The organism is Kitasatospora sp. NPDC101183, assembly GCF_044767945.1.
Taxonomy (GTDB): Bacteria; Actinomycetota; Actinomycetes; order Streptomycetales; family Streptomycetaceae; genus Kitasatospora.
Window position 1 is genome coordinate 1 of sequence record NZ_JBIWOW010000025.1, and the last position, 11,593, is coordinate 11,593.

Annotated in this window: 13 protein-coding genes; 4 read left to right on the forward strand and 9 right to left on the reverse strand. The window is 75.3% G+C overall.

From position 1 onward, the window contains the following. Positions 1–119: 119 nt before the first annotated feature. The 3 genes from ACIRRS_RS29510 to sigK form a co-directional block, all read right to left on the reverse strand. A complete protein-coding gene (locus tag ACIRRS_RS29510) occupies positions 120–278 on the reverse strand; it encodes a hypothetical protein (protein WP_402976914.1) in 159 nt (52 codons plus the stop codon). A gap of 62 nt (positions 279–340) precedes the next feature. Beyond that, positions 341–544, reverse strand: a complete 204-nt coding sequence (locus tag ACIRRS_RS29515) for a CsbD family protein (protein WP_402976917.1) — start codon at positions 542–544, stop codon at positions 341–343. A 182-nt stretch (positions 545–726) separates the two neighbouring features. Further along, positions 727–1,380 carry an ECF RNA polymerase sigma factor SigK gene (gene sigK, locus ACIRRS_RS29520; protein WP_402976919.1) on the reverse strand — a complete coding sequence of 218 codons (654 nt, stop codon included), beginning with the start codon at positions 1,378–1,380 and terminating at the stop codon, positions 727–729. 396 nt (positions 1,381–1,776) lie between these two features. Here sigK and ACIRRS_RS29525 point away from each other — a divergent pair, with 396 nt between their 5' ends. After that, a complete protein-coding gene (locus tag ACIRRS_RS29525; RefSeq protein WP_402976921.1) occupies positions 1,777–2,910 on the forward strand; it encodes an AI-2E family transporter in 1,134 nt (377 codons plus the stop codon). Here ACIRRS_RS29525 and ACIRRS_RS29530 read toward each other — a convergent pair. The 3 genes from ACIRRS_RS29530 to ACIRRS_RS29540 form a co-directional block, all read right to left on the reverse strand. Continuing rightward, on the reverse strand, positions 2,859–4,040 hold the full coding sequence (locus ACIRRS_RS29530) for an alpha-hydroxy-acid oxidizing protein (RefSeq protein WP_402976923.1): 1,182 nt from the start codon (positions 4,038–4,040) through the stop codon (positions 2,859–2,861). The two genes, ACIRRS_RS29525 and ACIRRS_RS29530, sit on opposite strands and share 52 nt — an antisense overlap. 96 nt (positions 4,041–4,136) lie before the next feature. Beyond that, positions 4,137–4,868: an SDR family NAD(P)-dependent oxidoreductase gene (locus ACIRRS_RS29535; RefSeq protein ID WP_402976926.1), complete on the reverse strand. Its 732-nt coding sequence runs from the start codon at positions 4,866–4,868 to the stop codon at positions 4,137–4,139. A 1-nt stretch (position 4,869) separates the two neighbouring features. Next, the gene (locus tag ACIRRS_RS29540; RefSeq protein WP_402977186.1) at positions 4,870–5,883 is read right to left on the reverse strand and encodes a GlxA family transcriptional regulator; all 1,014 of its coding nucleotides are present in this window, start codon (positions 5,881–5,883) and stop codon (positions 4,870–4,872) included. 103 nt (positions 5,884–5,986) lie between these two features. Between ACIRRS_RS29540 and ACIRRS_RS29545 the strand changes: the two genes are divergently transcribed. After that, positions 5,987–6,637 (forward strand): HAD family hydrolase, encoded by a 651-nt coding sequence (locus tag ACIRRS_RS29545; protein ID WP_402976929.1) that lies wholly within the window; start codon positions 5,987–5,989, stop codon positions 6,635–6,637. On the opposite strand, the gene ACIRRS_RS29550 is transcribed toward ACIRRS_RS29545, so the two are convergent. After that, positions 6,634–7,731, reverse strand: a complete 1,098-nt coding sequence (locus ACIRRS_RS29550; RefSeq protein WP_402976932.1) for an FAD-dependent oxidoreductase — start codon at positions 7,729–7,731, stop codon at positions 6,634–6,636. The two genes, ACIRRS_RS29545 and ACIRRS_RS29550, sit on opposite strands and share 4 nt — an antisense overlap. Before the next feature lie 61 nt (positions 7,732–7,792). On the opposite strand from ACIRRS_RS29550, the gene ACIRRS_RS29555 reads away from it, so the two are divergent. Both ACIRRS_RS29555 and ACIRRS_RS29560 read left to right on the forward strand, forming a co-directional pair. Further along, the gene (locus tag ACIRRS_RS29555) at positions 7,793–8,221 is read left to right on the forward strand and encodes a MarR family winged helix-turn-helix transcriptional regulator (protein WP_402976935.1); all 429 of its coding nucleotides are present in this window, start codon (positions 7,793–7,795) and stop codon (positions 8,219–8,221) included. Positions 8,222–8,319: 98 nt separating this feature from the next. After that, positions 8,320–10,158 (forward strand): DUF1003 domain-containing protein, encoded by a 1,839-nt coding sequence (locus tag ACIRRS_RS29560; RefSeq protein WP_402976938.1) that lies wholly within the window; start codon positions 8,320–8,322, stop codon positions 10,156–10,158. 49 nt (positions 10,159–10,207) lie between these two features. Here the strand turns inward: ACIRRS_RS29560 and ACIRRS_RS29565 are convergent, their stop codons facing one another. Then, positions 10,208–10,831: a dihydrofolate reductase family protein gene (locus ACIRRS_RS29565; RefSeq protein ID WP_402976941.1), complete on the reverse strand. Its 624-nt coding sequence runs from the start codon at positions 10,829–10,831 to the stop codon at positions 10,208–10,210. Positions 10,832–10,914: 83 nt separating this feature from the next. Next, the gene (locus ACIRRS_RS29570) at positions 10,915–11,499 is read right to left on the reverse strand and encodes a hypothetical protein (RefSeq protein WP_402976944.1); all 585 of its coding nucleotides are present in this window, start codon (positions 11,497–11,499) and stop codon (positions 10,915–10,917) included. Positions 11,500–11,593 lie beyond the last annotated feature (94 nt).

The following is an 11,593-nucleotide window of genomic DNA, read 5'->3' on the forward strand; positions in this document are numbered from 1 at the left end:
CCTCGGGCCGAAGCCGGTCCCGCGCCGGGGCGGTCGCCCGGTGGTGGCCGGCCGTGGGGCGGGACAGCCGGGTGGCTGTCCCGCCCCACGGGGACCGGATCGGCGGCGCCGCGTCGCTCCTACCTGTGCGTACCCCGGCCCAGGCGGACGCCACCGAACACGAGGGCGGCGACGAAGAGGACGGCGCCGATGACGAGCAGCCACAACAGACCCTTCACCAGGGCGCCGACGAAGCCGAACACCACCGCGATCAGCAGGATGAACAGGACCATGGCCATAGAGTTCTCCTCCTCCTTCTCCGGTCTTCTCCGGTCTTCTCCGGTCTTCTCCGGCCCGAACGTCAGTCGTTGCGCTTGAGTGCGCCCTTCACACGGTCCGCGGCCCCCTGCACGGCGTCCTTGACGTCGTCCACGGCCTGCTTGACCTTCGACTCCGCCTGGTCGGCCTGGCCCTCACCCTTGAGTTCCTGGTCCCCGGTCAGATCGCCGACCGTCTCCTTGGCCTTGCCGGACAGTTCCTGCGCCTTGTTCGACAGGTCACCCATCGGTTCCTCCTCTGGTCCGTCGGCGGTGCGGTGACACCACCCTATTATTGTGCTTTGCCCGATATTGTGCCTTTCATTCCTCCTTCTTTGCGGGCCCCCACCCACACGTTCGAGGGGTCGGGCAGCCCGGCGGAACCCCGGGGGCGGTCAGCCGGCACACGGTCTCCAGGACGGCGACGTCCTCATCGCCCCGCCCCCGCCAGGCGTCCCGGCAGGACGACCTGGCCGGTGGCCAGGCCTCCCGGGCCCGTTCGCCCTCCCTCCGGAACGATCACCGACCGCAACCGGAGGAGCCCGTCGCGGATCCGCGTCTTGACGGTGCCCAGCGGCACCCCGACCCGGTCCGCGATCTCCCGCTGGGTGTACCCGCCGTAGTAGGCCAGCACCACGGCCTCGCGCTGCACCGCACTCAGCTGCCCGAGCGCCGAACGGACCCGCTGGCGGTCGAGCGAACGGACCGCCTGGTCCTCCAGCGGATCGCTCGACGCCGTCTCCCGGAAGCCGACCCGCTGGTCACGCTCGGCCGACGCCTGCGCGGACCGCACCCGGTCCACCGCCCGGCGGTGGGCGACGGTCAGCGCCCAGGCCAGCACCGACCCGCGCTCGGGGCGGTACGCGGCAGCGGTGCGCCACAGCTCGAACAGCACCTCCTGCGTCACCTCCTCGGCGTGCGCCGGGCTGCGCAGCGTCCGCAGCGCCGTGCCGTAGACCGGCCCGGCAACCGCGCGGAACAGCGTCTCGAAGGCCGCCTCGTCACCGTACGCAACCCGTCGGAGCAGCCGGGGCAGGTCGTCCCCGGCCGCTGCACGGCAATCGGTCCTCCTCGGCGCGGTCACGCTCCCACGGTGCAGCGGATCGATTCGGAGGTGCCACTCGAATCGTTTGTGCAGCGTTTTGGGCGGAAGCCGCGAGTCGTTTCACGGCAGGACACGGCCGGACACAGCCGGACACAGCCGGGCCGATCATCCGACGACCCGGCCGCGCGGTCCGGCGAACGGATGGTCCGCCCCGGCCATCACGTGCCCGGCGGCGTTGCGCGCCTCCCGCGTCCGCCGGCCGGACGGTAGACCCGGGGCGCCCGTCACGGCGGCGGGCACCCCAGGGCCCTTCGTGGGGAGTGTCGGCCCCGCCTGCGGCCCGGTCCCGGGGGGGGTGGAGGAGGGGGCATCGCGTGGACCTGAACGCCGCCGGGCCCAGGCGACGCACCGCGCCCCCGTCGGCGCCCGGCCCCGGTGCGTCGCCCCGCACGGGAGGAGCGCGTCCCCGCCGGGCTGCGCACCACTGCCGGGTACGCCTGGCGCCTGGCACTGCTCGGCCTGGTCGGCTACCTCGCCGTCACCGTGCTGTCCCTGCTCGAACTCCCCGCCGTCGCCCTGTTCCTGGCCCTGGTCGTCACCTCCGTCCTGCGGCCGTTCGTCGACCTCCTCGCCAGCGCGCTGCCCCGCCCGCTCGCCGTCCTGCTCGCCTTCCTCTGCACCGTCGCCGTGGTCGGCGGGGTGCTCGCGCTCGTCGGGACGACCGTCGCCGACGAGTGGAGCCGGCTGGGCTCCGAACTGCGTGGCGGCCTCGGCCGGATCGACCACTGGCTCACCGGCGCCCCGCTCCACCTGCCGCCCGGCACCGTCACCGCCCTGCCCGCCAGGGTCGGCGAGTTCGTCTCCGCCCACCGCTCGTCGCTGCTCAGCACCGCGATCAGCGGCGCCGGCCGCGTGGTCGAACTCGCCACCGGGCTGGCGCTCGCGGTGTTCTGCTCGGTGTTCTTCCTGCACTCCGGGGACCGGATGTGGTCCTGGGCCCAGCACCAGTTCCCGGCCCGCGCCCGCCCCGCGCTGGACCGGGCCGGGCGCGCCGCCTGGCGGGCCTTCGCGGGCTACACCCGAGGGGTCCTGCTGGTGGCCGCGATCAACGCCGTGCTGGTCGCCGTCGCCCTCGCCGTGCTGGGGGTGCCGCTGGTCCTGCCGCTGACGGTCCTGGAGTTCGTCGCGGCGCTCGTCCCCCTCGTCGGCTCGCCCGTCGCCCTGGCCGTCGCCGCCCTCGTCGCGCTGGCCGCCCGCGGGCCGGTGGTCGCGCTGCTGGTGCTCGCCCTGATCGTCGTCATCGGCCAGATCGAGGGCCACCTGCTGCACCCCCTGGTCCTGGGATGGTCCGTGCGCCTGCACCCCGTAGCCCTGGCCCTGTCGGTGACCGGCGGCGCCGTCCTCGCCGGTGTCCTCGGGGCGGTGGTGGCCGTCCCGGTGGTCTCGGTGGCCTGGGCGGTGACCGGCGAACTGCGGGACGGCCGCCCCGGCCGCCCATCAGGCACGACCCCGGGGGATCAACAGCGGCGGATCGCGCCCGGGGTGCGGAGGTCGGCGAGGGTCGGGTAGCCGTCGACGGCCATGATCAGGTCGGCCTCGGCGAGCAGGGAGCGCAGCACGTGCACGATGCCGTCCTCGCCGCCGACGGCGAGGCCGTAGGCGTACGGGCGGCCGACGCCGACGGCCGTGGCGCCGAGGGCGAGGGCCTTGACGAGGTCGGCGCCGGTGCGGATGCCGGAGTCGAAGAGGACGGGCAGGCCGTCGGCGGCCTCGACCACGTCGGGGAGGAGGTCGATGGCCGCGAGCCCGCCGTTGGCCTGGCGGCCGCCGTGGTTGGAGCAGTAGACGCCGTCCACGCCGCCGTCCCTGGCGCGGCGGACGTCCTCGGGGTGGCAGAGGCCCTTGAGGAGGATCGGCAGGTCGGTGAGCGAGCGCAGCCAGGGAAGGTCGTCCCAGGTCAGCGGGTTGCCGAAGAGCTGGACCCAGGCGAGGACGGCGGCGCCCGGGTCCTCCTCGGGCGCCTTGGCGAGGCGGGCGCGGAAGACCGGGTCGGAGGTGTAGTTGGCGAGGCAGTGCCCGCGCAATTGCGGGAAGTTGCCGGTGGCGAGGTCGCGCGGGCGCCAGCCGGTGATCCAGGTGTCGAGGGTGACGACGATGCCCTTGAACCCGGCGGCCTCGGCCCGGTGGACGAGGCTCTCGGCGAGTGCCCGGTCGGTGGGGGTGTAGAGCTGGAAGAAGCCCGGGGTGTCGCCGAACTCGGCGGCGACCTGCTCCATCGGGTCGACCGTCAGGGTCGAGGCCACCATGGGCACGCCCGTCCTCGCCGCCGCGCGGGCGGTGGCGAGGTCGCCGTGCCCGTCCTGCGCGCACAGGCCGATCACCCCGACCGGGGCCATGAACAGCGGCGAGGGCAGCCGCAGCCCGAACAGGTCGACGGACAGGTCCCGCCGGGCGGCGCCGACCATCATGCGCGGCACCAGGCCGTAGCGCTCGAAGGCCGACACGTTCGCCCGCTGGGTGGACTCGTCCCCGGCGCCGCCCGCGACGTACGAGAGCACGGACGGCGCCAGCGCGCCCCGGGCGCGCGCCTCCAGGTCGGCGAAGGTCATCGGCATCGTCGGGACGACGCCCGAGAGCCCCCGGAAGTAGATCTCGTTCTGGTAGTCGCCGTACTGCGCCTCGGAGTTCACGTTCACCATGACCGCCGTCCTGCCCGCCGCCGCCCGTCCGGGGCCTTCCCGGGGGCGGCACCTCCCACGGTGCCAGGCAAGCCTGACGGGCGGCGCGGGCCCTGGCTACAGTCCGCCCGCCACGCGCAGGACGGCGCCGGTCGCGTACGAGGCGTCCTCGGAGAGCAGCCAGGAGACGGCGGCGGCGATCTCCTCCGGCTGTCCGGCGCGGCCCAGGGGGATGGCGGAGGCGACCTTGCGGGGGCGTTCCGGGTCCTGGTGGAAGTCCGTCCAAATGGTGCCGGGAGCCACGCAGTTGACGCGGATGCCCTGGTCGGCGACCTCCTTGGACAGCCCCACCGTCATCGCGTCGACGGCGGCCTTGGCGGCGGCGTAGTGGACGTACTGCCCCGGGCTGCCGAGGGTGGCGGCGGCCGAGGAGATGTTGACGATCGCTCCCCCGCCGCTCGCCGCCATGCCACGGATCGCGCGGCGGGCGCAGAGCAGGTAGCCGAGGACGTTGACCTCCAGGGCCCTGCGCAGGCCAGCCGCGTCGGCGTCGGCCAGGCGGCCGTTGGGCCCGCTGGTCCCCGCGTTGTTCACCAGTGCCGTGACGGGCCCGAGGGCGGCGGCGCGGTCGAAGAGGGTGTCGACGTCCGCCTCCTCGGCGGTGTCCGCCCGGACGGTGACGCACCTGCGGCCGGCCTGCCGGACGCGTTCGGCGACGGACTCCGCCGCGGCCCCGTCGGAGCGGTAACCGAGGACGATGTCGTGCCCCTCGTCGGCGAGGCGGGCGCAGACGGCCGCGCCGATTCCGCGGCTCCCGCCCGTGACCACCGTGACGCGCTGTGTCTCCATGTCAGCCTCCTGAGATCGTGTGCGGGGGAACGTCCTTGCCCGGGGCGGAAGTTGCCTCCGCCGGGCCGAACCGGGCGCGGTACTCGCCGGGGGCGATGCCGACGCGGCGGTGGAAGGTGCGCCGGAGGGTCTCGGCGGTGCCGAAGCCGAGGCGGCGGGCGATGGCGGCCACCGGCTCGTCGGCCTCGGTGAGCGCGCGCCGGGCGGCCTCCACCCGTACGCGCTCGACATACGCGGCCGGGCCGAGGCCGAGCTCCGCGGCGAAGCGGCGCTGCAGGTGGCGCGGGCTCAGGCCGGCGCGGGCCGCCATGGCGGCGACGGTGTGCGGGCCGCCGGGGTCGTCCTGGACGGCCCGGACGACGGTGCGGACCGGGTCGCTGGCGGGCTGGGCCGACCAGAGCGGAACGCTGAACTGGGACTGGTTGCCCGGCCGCCGCAGGTAGAGCACCATCTCGCGCGCGGCGGCCAGGGCGACCTCCGGCCCGTGGTCGTCCTCGACCAGGGCGAGCGCGAGATCCATGCCGGCGCTGACGCCGGCCGAGGTCCACACCCGGCCGTCCTTGATGAAGATCGGGTCGCAGTCCACCGTCAACTCGGGGTGCTCCTCGGCCAGTTGCCGCCCCCGCGCCCAGTGCGTGGTGACGCGCCGCCCGTCGAGGACCCCGGCCGTGGCGAGCAGCAGCGCGCCACTGCACACCGAGGCCACCCGCCGCGCGCCGGCCGCCGCCTCCGCGATCCACTCCACCAGCGCGGCATCGCGGCGCGCCTCGTTCACCCCCGGCCCGCCGACCACGACGAGCGTGTCCAGCCCGCCGGGGCCGAGGTCGCCGATCCCCTCCTCGGCGACCATCGGCAGGCCGCTGGACGAACGCACCGCACCCGCCCGGGGCGCCACCACCCGGCAGTCGTACCCTCCGGCCGTCTGCTGGGCATAGTGGAACACCGAGTGCGGGCCCACCAGATCCACCGCCTGGAACCCCTCGAACACCACGAACACCACCCGTCGCATGGCCAGCAGCCTGCCTGACCTGCGAGGACGGCGTCAACGACGGGCACCCCACGCATCGCGCCACGCCCGCCGACCGCGCGGCCGGGCCGCCCGTGGTCCACTACCGGTCATGCCGCTGCTGATGCTGGACCTCGACAACACGCTGGTCGACCGGGACGCGGCCTTCCGCGAGGCCGTCGCCGCGTTCCTCGCCGGGCACGGCCTGCCCGGGGCCGACCTCGCCTGGATCATGGGCCTGGACGCGAGCGGCTACACCGCCCGTCACGAGGTCGCCGCGGCCATGGCCGACCGGTACGGGGGCGCCGCGCCCGCCACGCGCGTCCGCGAACTCCTCGACCGCGGCGGCGCCGACCGCGTCGTCCTGACGGCCTCCTGCCGCCAGGCCCTGGGCGCGGCGCGGGCGCGGGGGTGGACCAGCGTGATCGTCACCAACGGCCCCACCGCCCAACAGGAGGCCAAGATCCACCACGCCGGGCTGGACCTGCTCGTCGACGGCTGGGCGGTCTCCGAGGCCGTCGGCCACAAGAAGCCCGCACCGGAGATCTTCCGCGCGGCGACACAGAGCGTCGGGGCGCCCCTCACCGGCGCATGGGTCGTCGGCGATTCGCCCCGCGCGGACATCGGCGGGGCGGACGCCCTCGGCCTCCGGAGCGTGTGGGTGTCGAACGGGCGGACATGGGCCGAGAGCGCCTACCGTCCGACCCGCGTCGCCGAGGACGTCGCCGCCGCCGTCACCCAGGTGGTCGGTGCGGCGCGCTAGGAGGCCCACGTCCGGTGGGAGGCGGCCACGGCGGCGAAGCCGTGGGTCTGCATCTCCTCCTCGTACGCGCGCAGTGCCTGCGGCAGGGGTGTGCCGGGGGTGAGGTGGGAGGCGAGGAGGGCGGCGTCGTGCAGGGCGGCGCCCGCGCTGAGGCCGGCCGGGGGCATGGGGTGGGCGGCGTCGCCGAGGAGGGTGACGGGGGTGGGTGGGCGCGGGCCGGGGCGGGTGGAGGTGTGGACGGCGGCGGGGAGGACGTGGCGGGGGTCGCCGAGGCGGATCAGGGCGCCGAGACAGGGGTGCCAGCCTGCGAGGGCGTCCGAGGCCAGGGCGAGCAGCTCGGCGGGGCTCCCGGAGAGGAGGGCCGAGGGGAAGGCGCCGACGCTCCACATGACGTAGTCCTCGGCGGCGGGCAGCCCGAACTCGGCCGGGCTGCGCCGGAACCGGTGGGCGGCGAGCGCGAGGCGGTGGCCGCCCGGGCCGCCGGAGACGCCGAGGAAGCCGCCGAGGGCCGGTTCCGGCAGGAGCGAGCGCACCTCCGGGGTCAGCGGCGTGCGGCCGTAGACCAGCCCGCCGTCGAGGACGGAAACCGGCACGTCGGGCAGCAGTTGGCGCCGGACGCCCGAGTGGGCGCCGTCGGTGGCGACCAGCAGGTCCCCCTCGGCGGTGGTGCCGTCGGCGAGGTGGACGCGGACGGTGCCGTCGCCCGGCAGCGAGTAGCGGGTGAAGGCGGCGCCGTAGCGGACGGCACCGGTCAGCCCGCGCAGCATGATCCGGCGCAGCGTGAGGCGGTCGACGGTGAGTCCGGCCGCGCCGGGCGGCAGTTCGAGCGGGTGGAACTCCCGCAGGCCGGGGCCGGCCAGGGTGACGCCGTGCGTGGTCAGGCAGGAGGTGGCCTCGGCCTGCTCGTAGGCCTCGGCGGGCAGGCAGCGGCGCAGCGCCTCCGCACCGTCGCCGCCGATGTGGATGCGGTAGCCCTGGGCGCGGGAGTCGAGGCCCGCGTCCCGTTCGAAGAGGCGGACGTCGTGGCCGTGGCGGAGCAGGCCGTGGGCGAGGCAGGGGCCGGCGAGTCCGGCGCCGATGATCAGAACGCGCATGGGGCGACTCCGAGTTGAGACCGTCTCAGATGAGACCGTCTCGCACGCTAGCATTGCGCCCGTGGATGCTCAACGGGGCGATCCGGCCACCCTCGGCCTTCTGCTGTACCGCGCCCACCAGCTCGCCCGCGCCCGGGCCAACCGGGCGGCGCGGCCGACCGGCCTCGAACTCCAGCACGCGGGCGTGCTGTCCGCCCTGCGCGAGGGCCGGGCCGCCAGCCAGCGGGAGTTGGGCGCGGCGCTCGGCATCGACAAGTCGACCCTGATGCGGATCGTGGACGATCTGGAGGGCCGGGGCCTGGTGCGCCGGAGCCGGGCGCCGCACGACCGCCGGGCGTACGAGGTCGCGATCACCGGGGAGGGCGAGCGGCTCCTCGACGAGGCGGGCGGCCTGTTCCGCGGCGCGATGGCGGAGCTGCTGGAGGCCCTGAACGGGCCGGAGCGGCTCCAACTCCACGACCTGCTGGCCCGTTTCGTCGCTCAGGAGTAGCTCAGGAGTAGCCCGGGAGTACCCCGGAGCAGCCCGGGGCGGCGCGGCGGGTGCCATCATGTCGAGTTCGAGGGCGTCATCAGGACGAGTGAGGTGGCATGAGCACAACGGGCACGGTGGTCGACACTCCCGAGACTCCCGAGCAGGCGACGGACCACCAGCCGGAGCAACAGCCGGAGCAACAACCGGTACGGGTCGCGGACTCGCAGGTCGGCTTCAACGGCGCGCTGGCGGCGGCGCTCACGCGCCTGGTGGGCTCGATGCCCGCCCTCTACGTCACGCTGGTCGTCTTCGCCGCCTGGATCGCCCTGGCGACCTGGGGCCCGCTGCACGGGGCCGACCCGTACCCCTTCCCGTTCCTGCTGTTCCTGGACAACGTCGTCCAACTGGTGCTCTGCCTGGCGATCCTGGTCGGCCAGCGCGTCCTGGGCGCGGCCGCGGACCGGCGGGCGGTGCAGACGTACGAGAACGCCGAGGCGATCTTCGAGCGGGTCGCGGACCTCCAGGCGCACCTGGACCGGCACGACCACGCGCTGGGCCGCGGGGTCAGCCTGTTGGAGACCGGCGCGCACCCGTGGATCGAGCGGCACCGGGTGCAGCACCCGCCGCAGGCCCTCGACCAGGTCACGGGGGTCAACGGCCGGATCGCGGCCTGGCTGACGGGCCGGCTGGGCAGCATGTGGGCCTTCTACCTCGCCGCCGGGACGCAGGTGGTCTGGATCGGCATGGCGGAGCTGGGGATCCAGCGCTTCGACCCGTACCCGTTCGCGTTCATGAGCTTCCTGTCCACCCTGGCCCAGCTCGTCTTCATGATCGTCATCATGGTCGGACAGGACGTGCTCGGCCGGGCCGCGGACCGCCGCTCGGAGCAGACCCTGCTCGACGCCGAGGCGATCCTGCACGAGTGCCGCCGGATGAAGTCGCGCCTTCTGGCGCAGGACCGCGTCATCGACAGCCTCGCCGGCTACACCAACACCCAGATCACCGGCCACCTGGCGCGGGCCCTGCACCAGAGCCGGTTCGAGGCGGCCGTCGAGGACGGCCAGGAGCCGGGCAGCAGGCCCGGGTTGAGGCCCTGGGCCGAGCTGCCGGAGGAGCTGCGGGAGGCCAACCGGGCGCAGGCGCGCCAGCTCGGCGAGCAACTGGCCGCGATCGGCTGCCTGATGGTCCCCACCTCCGACGCCTCCCCGACCGTGGAGTTCAACGACGAGGAGGCGGAGGTCCTGGCCCGGCTGGAGTACGAGCACCGGCTGGCCCGCCAACAGGCCGCCGCCCCGGGCGGGTTGCCCGCTCAGCGCGAGGGCGAGCCGCCCGAGCTGCCGCCGTGGGAGGAGCTCACCGACCGGGCCCGGGCCCGCAGCGTGGAGGCCGTCCGGCGGCTCCCCGACGTGCTGGCCGACATCGGCTTCCAGATCCTGCACACCGCGCGCGCCGAGGGGCGCGGGGAGCTGGACTTCACGCCGGAGCAGTGGCTGACGCTGCAGAAGGCCCTGATGGCGGCGGGCGTGCTGGTGGCGCTCGCCGAGGGGGTCGTCGACGCCGACGAGATGTTCGCGCTGGTCAAGCTGCTGCGCGAGGCCAGCATCAGCCACCCCCGACGGTTCGTCCGGGAGCTCACGGCGAGCTCCACCTTCGAGACCGGGCTCCCGCCGGGCACCCGGTACGCCGACTACGAGGGCCCGGCGCTGCAGCTGATCCGCGCGGCCGCCGGGATCGTCGCCGAGGCCGCGCCGGAGGAGCTGGCCGACTTCCGGGCGTTCCTGGCGACGATCACCGCGACCGTCGCGGACGCCAACGAGGAGGGCGGCTTCTTCGGCCTGGGCGCCCGGGCCCGGGTGCCCAACGAGGCCAGGGCCATGGAGGCCGTCCGGGCGGCGGCCGAGCCGGAACTGCCGCAGGCGCCGCCCGCCCCGAAGGCCCGGCGGCGGAAGGCCTGACCGGGGCCGGGGCCGCCGTCCGACCGCTCGACGGCCCCGGTCGCCGCGCTCAGCCCTGGCGGCGCAGCTCGTCCATGTCCCCGGTGCCGGGGACGCCCTCCGCCAGGCCGTAGCGCAGCAGGACGGTGCCCTTCGGGCTGGCCGCGGGCGGCTGGAGCAGGGTGAGGTTGGTCGGGACGGCGCCGCCGTCGAACACCTTCTTGCCGGTGCCGAGGAGGATCGGGTGGACCCAGAGGTCCAGGCGGTCGAACAGCTTCTCGCGCAGCAGGGTCTGCACGAGGTCGAGGCTGCCGACGACCTTCACCCGCTCGTGCCGCTCGCGCACCTCCCGCACGGCGGCGGGCAGGTCCGGCCCGAGGTGGGTGGAGCCGGCCCAGGTGAGGTCGGGCTCGCCGCGCGAGGCCACGTACTTCGGGACGCTGTTGAACAGCTCGGCGAACGGGCTGTCCCCGGCCTTAGGCCAGTAGGCGGCGAAGATGTCGTACGTCCGGCGGCCGAGGAGCAGCGCGTCGGTGCCCACGTACGCCTCGTCGACCTGCGCCCCGGCGGCCTCGTCCAGCAGGGGCACCTGCCAGCCTCCGAAGGCGAAGCCCTCCGGGTCCTCGTCGGGGCCTCCGGGCGACTGCGCGACGAAGTCGAGGGTGGTGAACAGTTCGATGTGGATCTGGCCCATGGGGTGCTCCCGCTGAGGTGGTGGTCCTGTCGGTAGGTGAGACCGGTCGGGGCGCGAAAACTCATCGCTCCGACCGAAATTGCTCAGGACGCCCGTCGCCGCCGGGCGCGCAGAAGCGCCCAGGCCCCGGCGGCAACGGCCCCTCCGGCGGCCGCCGCGCCCACGAGCGGCAGCAGCCGCCCCCGGCCGTCCGGCGCCGCCACCGGCTCGCCTGCGGGGAGGAGGTCGAGGTGGCTGGCGCAGACCAGCGGCTGACGGGAGTCGCCCTGGTAGGCGCAGGCGGTGCTGGAGGCCCGCAGGACCTCGGGGCCGGTCTCGGTGAGCTCGGCGGTGGCGGTGAGGGTGCGGGTGGCGCCCGGGTCGAGGGTGAGGCCGTCCCAGGCGGGCTGCCCTGCGCCGGGCGCCGCGTCGCCGGAGGCGGTGACGGGACGGGCTCCGGCGGGCAGGTCCTGGGCGACGCGCAGCCCGGTGACGGGCTCGGCGCCGAGGTTGCGCAGGGTGACGGTCCAGGTGAGCCGGTCCCCGGGCCGGGCGTGCTCCCGCCCGTCGTCGAGCGCGATCGCCAGGTGCGGCGCGGGGTCCGCCGCCCGGGCGGCCGGGGCGGGCAGCAGGGCGGTGGAGGCCGCCAGGACGGCGACGACGGCGAGCGGGTGGCGGCGGCCGGACATGCGGGAACTCCCTGGGGCGATCGGCGGGTTGGCGCCCATTCGACCAGCGGGACGCCCCCGGACGGGCCGACCGGACGGGCGAAGCGCCGGGGTT

Excerpts from the sequence above, each read along its gene's own strand:
- ACIRRS_RS29530 (WP_402976923.1), bottom strand. The coding sequence starts at position 4,040 with ATGGTGAACGTGAACTCCGAGGCGCAGTACGGCGACTACCAGAACGAG.
- ACIRRS_RS29510 (WP_402976914.1), bottom strand. The coding sequence starts at position 278 with ATGGCCATGGTCCTGTTCATCCTGCTGATCGCGGTGGTGTTCGGCTTC.
- ACIRRS_RS29560 (WP_402976938.1), top strand. The coding sequence starts at position 8,320 with ATGAGCACAACGGGCACGGTGGTCGACACTCCCGAGACTCCCGAGCAG.
- ACIRRS_RS29565 (WP_402976941.1), bottom strand. The coding sequence starts at position 10,831 with ATGGGCCAGATCCACATCGAACTGTTCACCACCCTCGACTTCGTCGCG.
- ACIRRS_RS29545 (WP_402976929.1), top strand. The coding sequence starts at position 5,987 with ATGCCGCTGCTGATGCTGGACCTCGACAACACGCTGGTCGACCGGGAC.
- ACIRRS_RS29570 (WP_402976944.1), bottom strand. The coding sequence starts at position 11,499 with ATGTCCGGCCGCCGCCACCCGCTCGCCGTCGTCGCCGTCCTGGCGGCC.
- ACIRRS_RS29550 (WP_402976932.1), bottom strand. The coding sequence starts at position 7,731 with ATGCGCGTTCTGATCATCGGCGCCGGACTCGCCGGCCCCTGCCTCGCC.
- ACIRRS_RS29535 (WP_402976926.1), bottom strand. The coding sequence starts at position 4,868 with ATGGAGACACAGCGCGTCACGGTGGTCACGGGCGGGAGCCGCGGAATC.
- ACIRRS_RS29515 (WP_402976917.1), bottom strand. The coding sequence starts at position 544 with ATGGGTGACCTGTCGAACAAGGCGCAGGAACTGTCCGGCAAGGCCAAG.